Annotated in this window: 13 protein-coding genes; 11 read left to right on the top strand and 2 right to left on the bottom strand. The window is 37.6% G+C overall.

The features are described 5' to 3' along the window. Both CQ022_RS15465 and mfd read right to left on the bottom strand, forming a co-directional pair. Positions 1–822: a hypothetical protein gene (locus tag CQ022_RS15465; protein WP_105683222.1), complete on the bottom strand. Its 822-nt coding sequence runs from the start codon at positions 820–822 to the stop codon at positions 1–3. A gap of 372 nt (positions 823–1,194) precedes the next feature. Continuing rightward, entirely contained in the window at positions 1,195–4,563 is a 3,369-nt protein-coding gene (gene mfd, locus CQ022_RS15460; RefSeq protein ID WP_105683221.1) for a transcription-repair coupling factor, read from the bottom strand. 251 nt (positions 4,564–4,814) lie between these two features. On the opposite strand from mfd, the gene CQ022_RS15455 reads away from it, so the two are divergent. The 11 genes from CQ022_RS15455 (at position 4,815) to CQ022_RS15405 (ending at position 19,186) form a co-directional block, all read left to right on the top strand. Beyond that, a complete protein-coding gene (locus tag CQ022_RS15455; RefSeq protein WP_105683220.1) occupies positions 4,815–5,210 on the top strand; it encodes a hypothetical protein in 396 nt (131 codons plus the stop codon). 181 nt (positions 5,211–5,391) lie between these two features. Continuing rightward, the gene (locus CQ022_RS15450; RefSeq protein ID WP_105683219.1) at positions 5,392–5,688 is read left to right on the top strand and encodes a hypothetical protein; all 297 of its coding nucleotides are present in this window, start codon (positions 5,392–5,394) and stop codon (positions 5,686–5,688) included. Positions 5,689–5,823: 135 nt separating this feature from the next. Then, on the top strand, positions 5,824–7,323 hold the full coding sequence (locus CQ022_RS15445; RefSeq protein WP_105683218.1) for a GH3 auxin-responsive promoter family protein: 1,500 nt from the start codon (positions 5,824–5,826) through the stop codon (positions 7,321–7,323). A gap of 69 nt (positions 7,324–7,392) precedes the next feature. Then, positions 7,393–7,755, top strand: coding sequence for a hypothetical protein (locus CQ022_RS15440; RefSeq protein WP_034691515.1), 363 nt, complete (start codon positions 7,393–7,395; stop codon positions 7,753–7,755). Positions 7,756–7,847: 92 nt separating this feature from the next. Then, positions 7,848–9,083: an MFS transporter gene (locus tag CQ022_RS15435; protein WP_105683217.1), complete on the top strand. Its 1,236-nt coding sequence runs from the start codon at positions 7,848–7,850 to the stop codon at positions 9,081–9,083. 303 nt (positions 9,084–9,386) lie between these two features. Further along, positions 9,387–9,992, top strand: a complete 606-nt coding sequence (locus CQ022_RS15430) for a hypothetical protein (RefSeq protein WP_123864447.1) — start codon at positions 9,387–9,389, stop codon at positions 9,990–9,992. 167 nt (positions 9,993–10,159) lie between these two features. Next, complete coding sequence (locus CQ022_RS15425) at positions 10,160–12,232, top strand: T9SS type B sorting domain-containing protein (RefSeq protein ID WP_105683215.1); 2,073 nt, start codon at positions 10,160–10,162, stop codon at positions 12,230–12,232. Between the two features lie 99 nt (positions 12,233–12,331). After that, positions 12,332–14,479 (top strand): T9SS type B sorting domain-containing protein, encoded by a 2,148-nt coding sequence (locus CQ022_RS15420; protein WP_105683214.1) that lies wholly within the window; start codon positions 12,332–12,334, stop codon positions 14,477–14,479. A 154-nt stretch (positions 14,480–14,633) separates the two neighbouring features. Further along, positions 14,634–16,217 carry a replicative DNA helicase gene (gene dnaB, locus CQ022_RS15415; RefSeq protein ID WP_105683213.1) on the top strand — a complete coding sequence of 528 codons (1,584 nt, stop codon included), beginning with the start codon at positions 14,634–14,636 and terminating at the stop codon, positions 16,215–16,217. Positions 16,218–16,286: 69 nt separating this feature from the next. Beyond that, the gene (gene rnhA, locus CQ022_RS15410; RefSeq protein WP_105683212.1) at positions 16,287–16,763 is read left to right on the top strand and encodes a ribonuclease HI; all 477 of its coding nucleotides are present in this window, start codon (positions 16,287–16,289) and stop codon (positions 16,761–16,763) included. A gap of 164 nt (positions 16,764–16,927) precedes the next feature. Continuing rightward, positions 16,928–19,186 carry a lectin-like domain-containing protein gene (locus CQ022_RS15405; RefSeq protein ID WP_105683211.1) on the top strand — a complete coding sequence of 753 codons (2,259 nt, stop codon included), beginning with the start codon at positions 16,928–16,930 and terminating at the stop codon, positions 19,184–19,186. Positions 19,187–19,263 lie beyond the last annotated feature (77 nt).

Raw genomic sequence — 19,263 nt, 5'->3', positions numbered from 1 at the left:
TTAGTTAGTTTTATAGCTCACGTATTCGATAACATCCATTTTCATGGTAGATTCCAAAGTAAACGAGCTGGATACTCCACTTGAAGATTGTACATTACTTCCGATTGAAAATTCTGAAGTGGAATTTGAAGTATCGATCTTGCGGCATGCAATTTCAATATTGTGAACCCCTACAGGGACATTCTGTTCCGTATAATTGAGGGTAAAGATATAGTCCTGAAGACCATTTTTTCCACTGTTGTTATTCGTAGCAATTCTATCCGGACGTACAGCCACCAATAAACCGTTTCTGAAAACACCACAGGCAAATCTGACACTTTCTATAGTGGTAGATGACTGTGCCTTCATTTCAATACCTGTCTGAAACTGATAAGTGATCCTGTTTTTTCCGTTTTTGATTGTAAACGTATTTTTAAGACCATCAATTTTTTTCCAGTTACCTTTAGCTGCATCAGTGACATTATCTCCCACTTTGTTTGTATAGATATTATCCCCGGCAACCCCATTAGAAATAGAGGTAACCCCTAATTGATCAGACGACAGATAAGAATTGATCAGCTTATACTGTCCCTCTTCCATAAAGGAAACATTCAAAGATTTCCACACAGGAGGCAAACCCTCACCCTGAGAAACCAAAACCTGGCCGTTTAACCCGGCATTTCCAGCCTGAGTTGAAGTCCCGCCTACTCTAAGTTCTTTTCTTAAGGTGGTTTTTCCGTTCACATCAAGAACAGATTTCGGTTTCGCTGTACCTATTCCCACCTGTGCGTTGGCGTAGAATGAAAGAAGTCCAGCCGCGCAGCAATATATAAGTTTTTTCATAATAAGGACTGCAAAGGTAAACAATGAAGTCCAAAAAATTCCAGTTATATATCGGTAAACCTATAGAAATAAACGCATTACAGAATAGAATTAATAACACACAAAAGTAGAATTATTTCTACATAACTCCACTTTTCACAATTAAAAAAAAGAGAATAACGTCTCAAACCCTTACTGTACGGGCATTTACAAGAATTCTTTAATCATCAGAAAGTGATTTCAAGCCCCTAAAAAGGCCCTTAATTCTCTGTAACAGGAATATTACAAAATAAAAACATGATAACAATCACAAAAAAACGTATAAAAATTTAATATTCTTATACGTTTTTCACAACTTTTATCATCTTATTTCCAACAAATAAAAAATAAAATTTAATTATGTTCAATGATAGCTTTAAGCAATAGATTAACCTCATCTACATTTTTAACCCTTTCCTTTCTCATCATCAGTTGGTTACCTTCTTTTCCTGACTTCTCTTTGAGCTGTGCTTCAGCAGGATTTCGGGTCAGATAATTAATGATATGCCTGAATCGGTCAGTCTGATAAAACTTATCCTGAGGATTCCCCGGAAAGTATCCTAAAAACACCCCGTTTTTCATGACAATTTTCTCAAAGCCAATATCAGCAGCAAGCCATTTCAGAGAAACGCTCTTCAAGAGATTGACCGCTTCTTTTGGCAATGCTCCGAAACGGTCAATCAATTCCAGTTCAAACTGATGAAGATCCGCCTCATTATTAATCTCTGCAATTTTCTGATACAACAACAACCTTTCTTCCGTATTGGAAATGTATGAATCGGGTAACATCAACTCTAAATCTGTATCGATATTAACATCCTTCACAGATTTGAAAAGTTTCTGCCTGTCTTCTTCATTTTCAAAAAGGCTTTCAAAATCAGCATCATCTTTCAGTTCTTCTAAAGCTTCCTGCATCAGTTTCTGATAGGTTTCAAACCCCATTTCATTGATAAATCCACTCTGCTCAGCCCCCAAAAGATCACCGGCACCACGGATCTCAAGATCTTTCATTGCAATCTGGAAACCGCTTCCCAGATCCGAAAACTGCTCAATGGCTTCCAGACGTTTTCTGGCATCTGAAGTCATCATATCGTAAGGAGGAGTGATGAGATAACAGAATGCTTTTCTGTTGCTACGTCCTACTCTTCCTCTCATCTGATGCAGGTCTGCCATACCAAACCTTTGGGCATCATTGATAAAGATAGTATTGGCATTCGGAACGTCCACCCCACTTTCTACAATGGTAGTAGAGACAAGAACATCATATTTCCCTTCCATAAAATCCAGCACATTCTTTTCCAGCTGTTTTCCTTCCATCTGCCCGTGTCCTGTGATCACTCTTGCATCAGGCACCAGCCTTTGGATAAGTCCCGCAATATCTTTGAGATTTTCAATTCTGTTGTTGATAAAATAGACCTGTCCATCTCTCTGAAGTTCATAGGAAACAGCATCTCGAAGAGTTTCTTCATTAAATCCTATCAACTGCGTATCTACAGGCTGCCTGTTAGGCGGTGGTGTTTTGATAACAGATAAATCCCTTGCAGCCATTAAAGAAAACTGTAAAGTTCTTGGAATAGGAGTAGCTGTCAGAGTAAGCGTATCTACATTACTTTTAAGTGTTTTCAGCTTATCCTTTACTGAAACTCCAAACTTATGTTCTTCATCAATAATCAGCAAGCCCAAATCTTTAAATTTAACAGAGCTGCTTACTAATTGATGAGTCCCGATAATAATATCCACCTTTCCATCTTTCAGAGCACTTAATGTTTCTGATTTCTGTTTAGCTGTTCTGAATCTGTTTACATAACCAACATTTACCGGAAAATCTTTAAGTCTTTCTTTAAAACTTCTGTAATGCTGAAAAGCAAGAATAGTCGTGGGAACCAATATCGCAACCTGCTTCCCGTCTGTAGCCGCTTTAAATGCAGCACGGATGGCAACCTCCGTTTTACCGAAACCTACATCACCACACACAAGTCGGTCCATAACCGTATCAGCTTCCATATCTTTTTTCACATCTATGGTCGCTTTTTCCTGATCTGGTGTATCTTCATAAATAAAGCTTGCTTCCAACTCGTTCTGCAGATAGGAATCTGGTGTAAAAGCAAAACCTTTTGCCGTTTTTCTCTGAGCATATAGCTGAATAAGATCAAAAGCAATCTGTTTAACCTTCGCCTTTGTTTTCTGTTTCAAAGATTTCCAGGTTGGAGATCCCAGTTTACTCAATACAATTTCTCTTCCATCCGGTCCGTTGTACTTCGAAATCTTATGCAGAGAGTGAATACTTACATATAATAAATCTCCATTTTTATAGGTCAGTTTAAAGCATTCCTGAATTTTACCATCGTTATTAACTTTTACAAGTCCCATAAATTTCCCGATTCCATGATCAATATGGGCGATATAATCTCCGATTTTCAAAGACATCAGGTCTTTCAGGGTAAGCTGTTCAGATTTTGCAAAAGTATTTTTAGCTTTATATCTCTGGTAACGGTCAAAAATCTGGTGATCAGTATAAACCATCAGTTTATGGCCATTATCTACAAAACCTTCATGAAGTTCAGATTTAAAACTTTTAAAAGGGAGTTCATGTTCAAGTTCTTCAAAAATAGATTCCAGTCTTTCTTTCTGTTTTTCTGTTGAAAAGGAAATCCAGGTATCAAATCCGACATTCTGCTTTTCTTCAATATCTTCAATCAGCAATTCAAAGTTTTTATGAAAAGACGGTTGTGGAAGCTGTTCCATTTTGACCTCCGTAATTTCTTTCAGTCCTTCAATCACCGTTCCTCCAAAGTCAACCGTTTTGAATTTTTTATAATCGAATAGAAACTCCTGATCAGAAATAAAAAGTTCCTGTGGAGCTCTGTGCGCAATATCTTTACTTAATGTATCATATTTCTCCAGAGATTTTTCGTAGAATGTCCTGATCTTCTGCATTCCCACCATACCGTTTTTGGTAACCACAAAACTTTCTTTAGGCAATAGCTGAAGCAAGGACACTCTGGTTCCCGTTACTGAAAAGTTCATATTGGATACCAATTGGAAATCCTTCACTTTATCCACCGACAACTGAGTTTCGATATCGAAGGTTTTAATACTTTCCACTTCATTACCAAAGAAGGTAATTCTGTAAGGTTTTTCATGTGAATAGGAAAACACATCTACAATCCCTCCTCTTACTGAAAACTCTCCAGGTTCGGAAACGAAATCAGCTTGCTGGAAATGATAATGATTAAGCAGCTCATCCACGAAATCAAAATCAAGCTGGTCGCCCACTTTTATATGATGAGAAATTGCTTTAAAATCTTCCTTTTTCAAAACTTTTTCAGATAAGGCTCCGGCATAAGCTACAATCACTTTTGGAGATCTTCCTGAATTGATTTTATTCAACACCTCGGTTCTTAAAACCAGATTGGCATTTTGTGTTTTTTCCACCTGATAAGGTTCAAGATGGGTGGCAGGAAAATACAGCACTTTATCCTTACCAAGAAGATCTTCCATCTCCGTATTGGCATACAATGCATCCTCTTTATCGTCTACCAGATAAAGAATATTTCTCTTCTGAACCAAAAAAAGCTCAGCGACAAAAATAGAAACCGAAGATCCGGCACTTCCTTTTACAGCAATATGCTGATTGTTTTCTAGCTGGGTAAAAATTTCTTTCCCAAACTCTTTCTGCATAAGGTCTGGAAGGAACTTTTCATTAATGGATTTTAACTGCATAGATAGTAAAGGTATAAACGACAAAAGCGATTTCGGGAGTTTTCCGAAACCGTTTATGAGGTACAAAGGTACGGATATTTTTTCTCTTCCCCGGAAAAACTGAAAGACTGAACGTTTAAAATGAAGGACTTACCCTCAGAAATCTTAATTTTTTACAATTTTATTTAATAACCTGTTAAAAAAATTCAAGTTTCCCCTCATGGCATAGTGTTTGGCCTTTTAAGGATAACCAAACATTTAAGAATGATATTATGAAAAAAGCAATTAAAATCTTAGGAGTTATGATGCTGTTACTATTCACAGCATTATCTTTTTCGTCGTGTAGCAAAGATGACGACCCTGTAAACAATGAATTTTTTGCCGGAACCTATAAAGGAAAGATTTCCTATAATGATGGAGGCTCTACCAGCATCAGTACCGATAACGGAAGTGTATTTGTAACAAAAATCGCCAGCGGTACCAAGTATAATTTCGCTTTCTCAAACAGTATTCCGGATCTTAACGGAATTGAATTCAATCAGGAAGGAGACCATACTTTGGTTATGATTGGTTCTACAGCAACCTCTTATATCAGAATTGACAATAATACCTTAAAAATATTATTTGCAAAAGACGGCAAAACGTGGACAGCCAACTGTACGCGTTAGATTTGTCTATTTATATATTATGCAAGCCTGTCTTCATCTTTGAAGGCAGGCTTTTTTATGATAAATGAAGCGTTTTAATTTTTTTTTAAGCTGTAATAAACTTTAGTTAAGTTTCAAAAACCCAACTTTCTAGCCTGCTTTTTGTATATCTTTATTCAACAAAAAACAAACATTAATTCTTATGAAAAAATTCTTATCTGCAATGTCTTTGATCCTGGGATTAGGACTTGCCACTGCTCAGCAGACTGCTCCCGCTACAAGCGCTACCGCACATCCACCTGTAAAAGCAACGGCTGCAAAAGCTGTTAAACCAGCAGAAGTAAAAGCTGCAAAACCGGCCATGGATGCAAAAGCGGCGAAGCCTGCACAACCGGCTGCCAAAATGAAAAAAGACGGTACACCGGATAAGAGATATAAAGAAAACAAACACCTGAAAAAAGACGGTACGCCTGATAAAAGATATAAGGCCAACAAATAAGCATAACATTAACATATAGTTGTTATTTTCATAATCAAATTTCGAAAAGCCGATGGAACCTGTTCCATCGGTTTTTTTATGTGAAGCTTTATAAAAAATGATTCCAGATTCTCTACTTATTTATAAATTTGACCCATGTTAAACTTCTTCAAGAAAAATGCGGCGCTGATCTGGGCAAAGAAACATGTCCAAAAAGCAGAGGATTTCAAAAAAAATGCTGAGAAAAATCAGGATGATCTATTAATTTCTCTGGTAAACACTGCTCAAAAGACACTTTTTGGGCGTGAACATGATTTTGAAAATATCCATTCTGTAAAAGAATTTCAGGACAGAGTTCCTGTAGCCGACTATGAAGATCTGAAACCTTATATTGAAAGGGTAAAAAAAGGACAGTCTAATATTCTATGGACAGAAACTCCGGAATATTTTGCCAAAACTTCGGGAACAACCTCAGGATCTAAATATATTCCAATTTCCAAGGAAGGAATGCCATTTCAGATTGCAGGAGCTCAAAGTGCCCTTTTTCATTATATCAGCAAAAAAAACAATGCTGATTTCGTCAACGGAAAAATGATTTTTCTGCAGGGCAGCCCGGAGCTTGAAGAGGTATTCGGAATAAAAACAGGAAGATTATCCGGCATTGTAGCCCATCACATCCCTAATTACCTCCAAAAAAACCGCCTTCCAAGCTGGGAAACCAACATTATGGAAGACTGGGAATCCAAAGTAGACAAAATCATTGAGGAAACAGAACGTGAAAACATGACACTGATCTCTGGAATCCCACCATGGCTGATTATGTATTTTGAGAAACTATCGGAAAAACATGGTAAAAAGATCAAACAGCTTTTCCCTAATCTTCAGCTTATTGTAACCGGAGGAGTCAACTATGAACCGTACCGGGATAAAATGGAAGAATTATTGGGCGGTACAGTAGATATTGTTCAGACTTTCCCGGCATCTGAAGGTTTTTTTGCCTTCCAGGACGACTATACCAAAGAAGGACTTCTGCTATTGACTAATCATGGAATTTTCTATGAATTTATTCCTTTGGAAGAATATGGTAAGCCCGGAGCGAGAAGATTAACGTTAAAAGAAATTGAACTTCATAAAGATTATGCGCTGATTCTTACCACTAATTCCGGATTATGGGCATATTCTATTGGAGATGTTGTAAGGTTTATCAGCAAAGACCCGTACAGGGTTTTGGTAAGCGGAAGAACCAAACATTTTACTTCTGCATTTGGAGAACATGTGATTGCCTTTGAAATAGAAGAGGCTATGAAAGCTACGCTTGAAAAATATCCGGCACAGATTACGGAATTTCATCTTGCTCCTCAGGTAAATCCATCCGAAGGCCTTCCTTATCACGAATGGCTGATTGAATTTGAAAAAGAACCGGAGCATTTGGAAGCATTCAGAGAGGAACTGGATCAACAGCTGCGGGCAAGGAATACTTATTATGATGATTTGATTTCAGGAAATATTTTACAGAAGCTACACATTACGAGACTTAAAAAAAATGCCTTTCATGAATATGCCAAATCTCAGGGAAAATTAGGAGGCCAGAATAAGACTCCGAGATTGGCTAATGACAGAAAGATTGCAAATCTCTTAGAAATTTACAAACTTTAATCATATTTTTTCAATTCCGAAAACGTATATTCGAAAAAAATTATAAATTTGAAAAACTAAAAGAAAATAATGAAAGCATCTGTACTGTTGAAATCATCTTTACTAACGTCTTTATTTGTTATTACGTCTTGTGCTACGACAAAATACAGCGAAGATATTTCAAAAAACAACTATTCTAATCTTGAAGCCGGAAAAGTATATAAAGTCACTATGAGAGACGGCTCTCCAAAACAGACCATCTTATTCAGAAATGTCGTTGGCGAAAATCTTGTAGGTACAGCCGGTAAAAAAGACAGTACAGAAGTAATTATTCCTAAATCAAATGTAGCGGCTGTAAAAGACAGAAGAAAAGCAAGAATTGCTGCAGGAGCTACTATCATTGGTGCAGCAGGAGTTGCAGCCATCGTATTGAGTTCTTCCAGAGCTGACTAAAATAGATTTTATCTTTTGAGATATATTTAATATATCTTTCAGAAATTGTCATATGAATAGCCTTAAATAAATTTTTAGGGCTATTTTTGTTCATGATTTCCTTTACCCCGTTACAAACATTACAAAATGTTGAATTCAGAAATCTTCTCACCGGGAGATTTTTTATTGTTTTAGCTTTCAGAATGCTTGCCACTTTATTAGGATGGTGGGTGTATCAATTAACAAAAGATCCCTTTTCAATAGGCCTTATCGGACTTTCAGAGGTTATTCCTGCTGTAAGCTGTGCGCTGTATGCGGGACATGTTATTGATATGAATGAAAAAAAGAGGCTGCTTCTCATCTGCAATTATGCTTACATTTTCCTGATCGGGCTTCTGCTGATTCCGGCCTTTCTGGATGTAGAAATGCATTTCACCGGTCATCAGATTACATATTATATTTATGGAGTTATCTTTTTTACGGGAATAGCAAGGGCTTTTATCGGGCCTATCGTTCCTTCTATGATTCCTAAAATTGTAAAGAAGGAAAACCTTCCGAATGCAGTAACTCTGAACCAGGCCACTTTCCTGATCTCTTCTGTTTGCGGACATGCAATTGGTGGTGTTCTTATTGGATTCATCGGCGTAAAATGGACTCTGGTTGCTATTTTAGCATTAATATTTGTTGCCTCATTATTTTTCTGGCAGCTCCATAAGCAGTATTCAGAATATAAAAAAGAAACGGTGAATATAGTGGAAAGTATGCGTGAAGGGATTTCTTATATTTTTAAAACCAAAGAAATTCTGGGTGCTTTATGTCTTGATATGTTTGCGGTACTTTTCGGGGGTGCGGTGGCAATGATCCCTGTATTTGCAACAGATATTTTAAATTCAGGAGCTGAAGGCTTCGGTTTATTGAATGCAGCTTCAGACATTGGTTCCATGTGTATTATTACTATTTTGTCGATTGTCCCTCTGCGAAAAAATCAGGGAAAAATACTTCTTGTCGTTGTTACGGGATTCGGACTATGCATCATTGGATTCGGCTTATCAAAGCTGTACTGGTTGTCTTTTATGTTCCTGGTGATGAGTGGTATGCTTGATGGAATTTCCGTGGTTATCCGAGGTACAATTGTTCAGTTGAAAACACCTGATCATATCAGAGGACGTGTTCTGAGTGTGAATTCAATTTTCATTATGTCCAGCAATGAAATGGGGCAATTCGAAAGTGGACTTATGGCTAAATTATTAGGGGTTGTACGCTCCGTTGTATTTGGCGGCTGTATGACTGTTTTAATTGCTTTGCTTGTAGGAAGTACCAATCCTAAATTGAGAAAGATGCAATATTAATTTATTGTTTATCAGTCTATTTAAAATCTGAGACAAAAAAAATCAGAATTCGAAATACTTAAAATCAGAATAGAACGTTTTTCTATTCTGATTTTTATTTTATACCTGTTTTTTAAAACCTTATAAAAGAATTAAACTATAAATATTCATTAAAACCACTCATATCTTTACGATCTCCATATAATTCAACCTAAAGAATAAAATACCATATTAAAAACCAATATATTACTTTCATTAAATATATCTCAAAATCTTTAATTTAACGTTAATAATTTTTTATATTTGCTTCATAAAATATCCCCTATGACTAAACTTTTACTATTTTTGAGCTTTCTCATGGCAGGTTCTCTGATGAATGCTCAATTTTTTTCAGATCAAACCTTACAACAAACTGTTCTGCAGCTCAATACTGCTAAAACAGAAAACGACTATGATATGCTTTTCTCTAAGTTTTCAGAGGCTAAAACTTCAGAAAAATGGCAGGCTAATTACTATGCAGCTGCAGCATTATATCTTAAAACAAATTTCCTGTTAAAGAACAGCCCGAACAGCCCTCTTGGAGATCCTAATGAGTCTGCAAGAAAGCTGGCAATGCAGGCACTTGCTTCGGAAAAGAATAACGGAGAAGTAAACCTTCTTCTTGCTCTTATTCATTTTCAGAAAATCAGGATAAAAACAACTGCAGATCCCAAAAAGGAACTAAAGACTGTTACAAGCTTCATGAATAAAGCCGAAACAACTTTAAAGAATAACCCAAGACTTTCCTTCTTAAAAGCTGAAATGGCTGAAAAACAAGGAAACAAGGTAGAAGCAATAAAGTTATATCAAAAAGCAGCCCAAGAATTTGAAACATCAACCCCTTCATCCGGTTCACCTAGCTGGGGAAAACAGTTGATAGGAACAAATTAACCGTAAGAAAATGCATGATCTTCTGAATACATCGGATGATCAGTTTTTTTTGATATAAAAGCTTTAAAATTCACTTAATGATCAGCGCATCATTTTTTATATCAGATAAAGGACAGCATTTTTTTAGTAAAAAAAACTTTTAATATTTCTTTTTAAAATCTACTCTTATGAAAAAAACATTACTTGTTTTCTTACTCATATTTTCACATATTCTATTTGCCCAATCAGACTGTAATACTGCAATGGCAGTCTGTGGTAACTCGGATATTTCATATACACCAGGCGGACACGGGGACATTGCAGAAGATTTGGGCGGATGTTTAACTTCTGATGAAAAGTACTCTGTATGGTATTCTTTTACCATAGCTACAGCAGGAACCCTTACCTTTGAAATTATCCCTAATGATCAGGGAGATGATTATGACTTTGGAGTATATGGCCCTAACAAATCTTGTGGTAATCTTGGAGCTCCGATCCGTTGTTCTTATTCAGGACAAAGCGGAAACACAGGTCTTAACATGACCTCAACAGACCTTAGTGAGGATGCAACAGGAGACAAATGGGTAAAATACCTTGATGTATTGCCTGGCCAGACTTACTATCTGATTGTAAATAACCACAGAGAAACGGCTAACGGATTCAAATTATCATGGGGTGGAACAGCTACTTTATCTTCTCCATTCACAGATCCGAATATACAGCCTCATCCGTTTATCCCACCGGGAGTTCCGGGAGCTAATCCTAATGATCCAAGAGAAGTTGTGATATGTTCAAACCCGGCTACTTTTGATTTTGCCTCATTATCAGCAGGAATTCTGAACGGTAACCCTAACTTCAGCATCAGCTATCATACCAGCCAAAATGATGCCTTAACAGGTAACAACCCTCTTATTGGGCCTCAAACAGTTACTCCTGTTGGAGTGTATTTCTATAGCATCAACTATACGGATCCTACGAATCCTAACAGTCCTATTAACAAATGTAGACAGACTGGTAAATTTAAATTTAAAGATGGTACCATAACAGCTACAGACGTTACGCTAACAAGCTGTAACAACAACAATGCAGGTACGGCAATGTATGACCTTACTACGGCCGCTGTTTTTGCTGATCCTACGGCAACCAAAAAATATTATTATACTTTATATGATCTGAATAACTCAATCAATGAGATTACAAACATTTATCAGTTTGTTTCTGCAGAAGGTAAAATATATGTAAAAGTAACTTCTGTATTCGGATGTACTGATATTGCAGAAATTACCCTTAAGTTCTACCCGGCAATTATCGCAAAAGATGCAGAATTAAGATCATGTTTTCTTGAAGCCAATCCTTCCACAGCTTTATTCAACCTTGATAACGCTGCTGTCATTACACCGCAAGCAGGTATCACTAAAAAATATTTCCCTTCACTGACAGATGCAGTAGATGGAACCAACCAGATTTTAAATGCTAACTATATTGCACCAAGTGGTTTGGTTTACGTAAGAGTATCTGATACCAGAGGATGTTTTGTAGTAGTAAAAATTGGTTTAACTGTAATTGCTCCGGTAACGTCTAGTGTTCTGAAAGACAAAATCATTTGTGTAGAAGATACAACAACGTTAGATGCCGGACCTGGATTTAAAAGCTACGAATGGAGTACAGGAGCGACAACCCAGTCTATCAAAGATGTAGGAGTGGGCGTTTACTGGGTAAAATTAAAAACAGGAGAATGTGTTGCCACTCAAAAGGTGACCGTATATCCTTCTGAGCAACCGGTAGTAACCAACGTTGATATCTCCAACACTACATTAACAATCAATGTGATAGGAGGAACACCGGATTACCAGTACTCTATGGATAAAATTTTATGGCAAGCCTCTAATACATTCTCCAATGTAGCAAGAGGAACTTATAAAGTATACGTAAAAGATGCTTATGACTGCGAGCCTATTGAAGTTACCGTAGTAGTTCCTAACCTTATCAATATGATCACTCCAAACGGAGATGGTGTAAATGATGTTGTAGATTATTCTGCTATGGCAGATAAACAAAGCCTAGTTTTAAGTATCTTTGACAGATATGGAACAAAAATCCACCAGGGAGACAAATCCAATGGTTACAAATGGGATGGCACAATTGCCGGCAAGAAAATCCCAACTGGTACTTACTGGTATTCTGTAACATGGAATGAGAATGACAAGAAGAACACTCCTTTCAAGTTTTCAGGTTGGATTGTTGTAAAAAACAGAGAGTAATTCTTAACAATATAAAAAGCCGCTTTGGCGGCTTTTTCTTTTACAAATAATGATAAAATTTATTGATTTCAAATTTGTTTAACAAAAATAGTTTTAACAATGAAAAAAATATTACTTCTTTTTATTTTATTGATAACGCAAATGGCCTTTTCACAGTCAGACTGTGTCACAGCAATTCCCATCTGTGGTAACTCTGACATTTCTTACACCCCTTCAGGACCTGGAAATATCATAGAAATTCTTAACCAAAACGGAGGATGTCTTGGTACCAATGAAAGATATACCGTTTGGTACACCTTCACGGTATCCTCACCAGGAACACTGGCATTTAAAATAAAACCTAACGATCAAGGGGACGATTATGACTTTGCAGTGTATGGGCCAACAGCAAACGGTTGTGCTTCTTTACAGAATGCAGATCATGTCTTCATACAGCCTATAAGATGTAACTATAGCGGTACTCCGGGAGACACAGGTCTGGATCTTACTCTTGCTCCACCTGCAGTATTCCCTACTAACCCTCCTGGCGTTACATCCAGTATGAACAATGGTAAATGGAGTCCTTACATGGATGTGCTGGCAGGTCAAACATATTATTTGGTGATTGACAACTTCAGTAGATCCGTTAATGGTTTCTCTTTAGAATGGTCGGGTACGGCAAGTTTAAGTTCCGCATTTAACGATCCGGTTCTTTCCCCTAACCCATTTATTGCACCGGGAATTCCTGGAGCTACTCCTACTGACCCGAACCAGGTGATGGTTTGTGCATTACCTACGCAGTTTGATTTTACAACACTTTCTGCAGCTATCATCAATGGTAACAGCCCTAACTTCAAGGTTAGTTATCATAAAACAACCAACGATGCTCTTACAGGACAAAGCCCTCTTACAGTAGCAACTGTTGATGGGGTTACAACATACTATTACCGAGTTGTATACCAAGATCCAAACAATCCGAACAACCCTATTAACGGATGTTTCATAACAGGGAAATTTAAATTTGTCAACGTGGGTATTTCAGCCAATGCGGCCACTTTATACTCTTGTAACAACTATGGAGCCGGTACTGCAAAATATAATTTAACAACAGCCAATGTATTTGGAGGTGGTGGTGCAACCATTAAGTATTATGCTACCATTGCTGATATGAACGCAGAGATTAATGAAATTACAGATCCTGCCAACTATACTTCTCCCGAAACAACGATATACGTAAAAGTAGTTTCTACTTTCGGATGTATTGCAACCACTACGATCAGATTATTATTCTACCCTACGGTTGTATTGAAAGACGCTGTACTGCAAAACTGTTATATTGATAACGATGTTACCCGCTCAACATTTGACCTTTCTAAAGCAGATATCGGAGTAGCTGTTCCAACACCTGCCGGAACGATTATCAAATATTATACCTCTATAGCTGATGCCCAAGCACAGACAAACCCTATTGTAATGGCATTAAACTATCTTTCAGAAAGCAAAACGGTATATGCAAGAGTAGATAATGACAAGCTGTGTTATTCGATTGCTAAGATAGAACTGATTGTATTACCTCCGGTAAAATCAGCTGTATTAAAGGATAAAACGATTTGTGCAGAAGCCAAAACTACTTTAGATGCAGGACCTGGATTTGTAAGCTACGAATGGAGCACAGGTGAAACTACACAAGCGATCAACAACGTAGGTGTGGGTGTTTATTGGGTAAAACTTCAGACCGGAAAATGTTTCACCCTTCAGGAAGTACGTGTACACGCAAGTCTTCAGCCTGTAATCTCAGGAATAGAAATTAACAACAATAATATCACTGTAACAGCTTCAGGTGGAGTTCCTCCTTACAAGTATTCTGTAGATGGTGTTAACTGGCAGGATTCCAATATATTTACAGGACTTCCTAGAGGAGAGAACACAATCTATGTAAAAGATACTTACAACTGTACTCCTATTCAGGTAACTGTGACGGTTCCTAACCTTATTAACGCTATTACGCCTAACGGAGATAACGTAAATGATGTTATTGACTACTCAGCATTAGCTTACAAGAAAAATCTAGTCTTCATTGTATATGACAGATATGGAAACAAACTTCATGAAGCAAATAGAATGAATAACTTCTCTTGGGACGGAACAGCCTTTGGTAAGAAAATTCTTACCGGAACCTACTGGTACACGATCTCATGGAACGAAAACAATAAAGACAATACCGAAACCAAATATTCAGGATGGGTATTGGTAAAGAATAAAGAATAAGTTTTACTTCATCTTTTTGAAAAATCACCTCAATCTGAGGTGATTTTTTTTATCAACAAGACCAACCTCCTGTTTACAGCAGATTGCAGAGAACTGCTAATAATTTGTTGAATACTATTTTCTTATTATTTTTTAAATAAACTATCTTTGCATCATGGCGCAGAAAGAAACATTATCATCCCTGACACACGGAAACTTTGCAAAAGAATTGTCTATTGCGGATGGAAAAATGCCTCCCAATGCAGTGGATTTCGAAAGACTTGTTATCGGAACCTTCTTAATTGATAAGAAAGGGCTTGACCATTCCATTGACCTTCTTACCTCAGAAGTATTTTATGATCCGAGACATCAGGTCATCTTTTCTACCATCTTAAAGCTTTATGAAGGCAACCATCCGGTAGACTTAATGACCATTATTCAGGAGTTAAAAAAAGGCGACAAACTAAGCCAGGCAGGTGGTGATCATTACATCATTGATCTTACTATGGGAGTAAGTTCATCTGCCCACATTGAATATCACGTACGTGTTATTCTTGAAAAATATATTTTAAGAAGCCTTATCAATGTTTCTGCCAACGTTATTGATTCTTCCTATAAAGAATCAACCGATGTTTTTGAACTTTTGGATAAAGCGGAACAGTCTTTTTTTGAGATCACCAACGGAACGATTAAGAAAGGATTCGATACCGCCAATTCATTGGTAAAACAGGCTATTGATACCATTAAATCTTTGAAAGATAAGGAAGGACTTTCAGGAGTTCCTTCAGGATTTAGAGATGTGGATAAAGAAACCGGTGGATGGCAAAACTCTGACCTTATCATTATTGCAGCCCGTCCGGCGATGGGGAAAACAGCATTCCTGCTTTCCATGGCGAGAAATATTGCAGTAGGCCACCAAGTTCCTATGGCTCTTTTCTCTCTCGAGATGGCATCCGTACAGCTTATCACCAGAATGATTGCTTCTGAAACCAGAATCTCTTCAGAAAAATTAAGAAAAGGAACGCTGGATGATGAAGAATGGCAAAGGCTATTCTCCAATGTATCTGAATTGGAAAATGCTCCTTTATATATTGACGAAACCCCTTCCCTTTCTATATTCGACTTCCGTGCAAAATGCCGAAGACTGGTAATGCAGCATGGAGTAAGGATTATCATGGTCGACTACCTTCAGCTGATGACAGCAGGAAGTGGAGGAAAAGGAGTTGGAAACCGTGAACAGGAGATCTCCATGATTTCACGTTCATTAAAAGCCATTGCAAAAGAACTTAACGTTCCGGTAATTGCTCTTTCCCAGCTTTCAAGAAGTGTGGAAGCCCGTCCAGGAAAAAGACCTCAGCTTTCAGATCTGAGGGAATCGGGAGCGATCGAGCAGGATGCAGATATCGTGTCTTTCATTTTCAGACCGGAGTATTATAAAATTACCGTTTGGGATAATGATGAAGAAGGGCAGGAAACATCTACTGAAAACCAGGCTGAGCTGATTATTGCAAAACACAGAAATGGTGCTACAGCAGATGTAAGATTATCATTCTTAAAACATTTTGCAAAATTTGGTGATATTGAAGCTGCACTTGACGGTGCCGGTGGTGGATACCCTTCCAACTTCGGAGAACCAAGCGGCTTTGACAAGATCAAAACAACCATTCAGCCGGGAGCAGCATTCGACCTTCCGGACAGCTCAAAACTTTCCGGTTCTTCAATGAATGATTTTGATGATGATGATGACTTCCCATTTTAAGGAAGACTAAAGCTTAGATCAAATTCATTTTAATTTTACTGTCAATACATCAATTTTTAAAAAACAGATTTGAGAATCGAAATTTATACCGACGGGGCTTGCAGCGGAAATCCGGGAAAAGGCGGATATGGAATTCTCATGCGCGTTCCTGAAAAAAATTACCAGAAAACATTTTCAAAAGGTTTTCGAAAAACCACGAACAACAGAATGGAACTTCTGGCTGTTATCACGGCATTGGAAAAACTGAAATCAACAGAAAATGAAATCCATGTCTACACTGACAGCAAGTACGTATCTGATGCCATCAACCAAAACTGGATTGCCGGATGGATCAAAAGAGGCTGGAAAAATGTAAAGAACCCTGACCTCTGGAAAAAATTCGTTGAGCTATACAATAAGCACACCCCAAAAATGCATTGGGTAAAAGGCCATGCAGGACACTTTGAGAATGAGCTTTGCGACAAATTAGCCGTGGCAGCAGCCAATTCTTCGGATCTCGAAATTGATACTTATTTCGAGAGTCTTGATAGTAATTCTCTATTTTAATCTTAATTAAAACAAATCTAAAGCCGCCGCTCAATATTTACCATTTCATCAGAAGAAACAAGATTTATTAAAAAATAATTAAATTTTTTAACAAAATTAACATTAAATACATATTGTTTAGTTGGGATTTAATATCTTTACACCTTAATAAAAGTCCCATCTACATGAATAAAAATCTATTATTGTATTTATCTGTTTTTTTACTCTGTATAGCCGGGAAGTCCTTTGCCCAGACTTATCAGCTTGTTGGAAACCCGGTGAACACTACCGGATGGACGATGGTTTCACCTACTCAGGTAAACACAGATTTTATTCAGCTTACTCCGGATACCAACAACCAGTCCGGCTCCATCAGGCTGAATGACCCTATTAATTTAAAATATTGCGACAAATGGAGAGTGGAATTTGATTTCAGAATGGACTCCAACCAAACTTCTAACGGGGATGGAATTGCCTTCTGGTATCTTGCCAACCCACCCGTTGCCAGTGTATTAGGTTCCGGTCTTGGAGTATCTCAAAATGCTGTAGGGCTTATCGTAGGACTTGACACTTATAACAATACCACTACTGCTACCATGAGTAAGGTTCATGTTGCTTATGGACAGGTTCAAAACACAACTGATAACAATAACGTAGAATTCTTCAATGTTCCCGGAAGTTCTTTTCACTCACCGGACTTGAATACTACGCAGCCTTTTCAGGGAACAACTTTTAAACATGTTGAAGTTACAGCGCAGGTAGATCCCGCTTCTCCTACCGGCTGGATTATCAAGATCACAATAGATGGAAATGTAATTTGTAATCAGCCTTTTGCTCCTTCAGGCACCGCTGCCGCAATGACTGTAGGATATTTTGGTTTTTCCGCTTCTACAGGAGGGGCAAGATCAAGACATTCTATTAAAAATGTAAAAATTTATACGGATAAAGTTCCTATTTTACAGAACTCAGCAACACAATCGTTTTGTCCTAATCCCACAACGGGATTTGGGTCTGTAAACCTGACCTCTTTCAATTCACAATTTGTCAACAATACATCAAATTATACCTTTACCTATTACCCGCTGGGAAGCTCAACACCTATTGCTAACCCCACCAGTTATCAGTTCAATGCCAACACAACGGTTACGGTGGTTATTAAAGATAATGCAGGATTGCTCTGTGATAACCCGGATGGTAAAATTTTATTGGTTCTCGCCCCTTTCAAAGCAGAAGACAAAACAATTACCGTTTGTAACAATAACAAGGTAGGAACAGCCGCTTTCAATCTGAATACTGCAGCTGTCACAAATGTTCTCGGGGCCACAAAAAAATATTATAAAACTTTAGCGGACCTCAATGCTGATGTTAATGAGATTCAAAATCCTGATAATTACTTATCGGCTCCCGGTGTCGTTTACGTAAAAGTAACCACTCCTCAGGGATGTACGGGTTCAGCAAAAATTACACTTGCATTCTATCCTGATACTCCAGTGAAAGAAGCGACCTTGAGATCATGTTTCATTGAAAATAATATCACGAGCGCCATCTTTAATTTAACAACAGCAGATGTTACTACTTTAGGAGCGGGTGCCGCAAAGAAATATTATACGTCAATAACCAATGCTTTAGACGGAATCAATGAGATCATGAATCCTCTTCAGTATTTATCTACAAACACTGTCGTATACGCAAAAGTAACTGATACCAACGGATGTTTTAATATTGCTAAAATCAACCTTATTGTATTACCACCTGTACCATCTTCTGTTCTGAAAGACAAAACCATTTGTATTGGTGAAAAAACAGATTTGGATGCAGGTCCCGGATTCGATGGTTATGAATGGAGCACCGGAGCAACAACCTCTTCCATTAAAGATGTAGGAGTAGGCACTTATTGGGTAAGACTTAAAACAGGCAACTGTATCACTACGCAGATTGTCAATGTAAAAGCATCTGCAAATCCTGTAATTTCCAGCATTGATATCGACAACAACACGATAACAGTGAATGTAGCAGGCGGAACTCCTCCATACCAATATTCACTGGATGGAGTTAATTGGCAGCCCAGCAATATATTTACAGGCTTAGCAAGAGGAGAAGTAAGAGTTTATGTAAAGGATTTTTACAACTGTACCCCTGTTGAAGTTCAGATTACAGTACCCAACCTTGTTAATGCGATCACTCCAAATGGCGACAATGTAAATGATTTCATTGACTATTCAGCACTTGCTTACAAGAAAAATCTTGTATTCATCGTCTACGACAGATATGGCAACAAATTATACGAAGCCGGAAAAATGAGAAACTTTACCTGGGACGGAACAGCTTCCGGTAAAAAAGTTCTTACAGGAACGTATTGGTACACCATTTCATGGAACGAAAACAATAAAGACAATACTGAAACTAAATACTCAGGCTGGGTATTGGTTAAAAACAGAGAATAAATTTTACTATCAGAAACTACCTCATTTGGGGTAGTTTCGGTATTAAGAGCAGGATCTGCCTCATCAGAATCTGAGAC

The sequence above is a fragment of the Chryseobacterium culicis genome (assembly GCF_002979755.1).
GTDB lineage: Bacteria > Bacteroidota > Bacteroidia > Flavobacteriales > Weeksellaceae > Chryseobacterium > Chryseobacterium culicis_A.
This window is presented reverse-complemented; position numbering and strand designations above follow the sequence as displayed.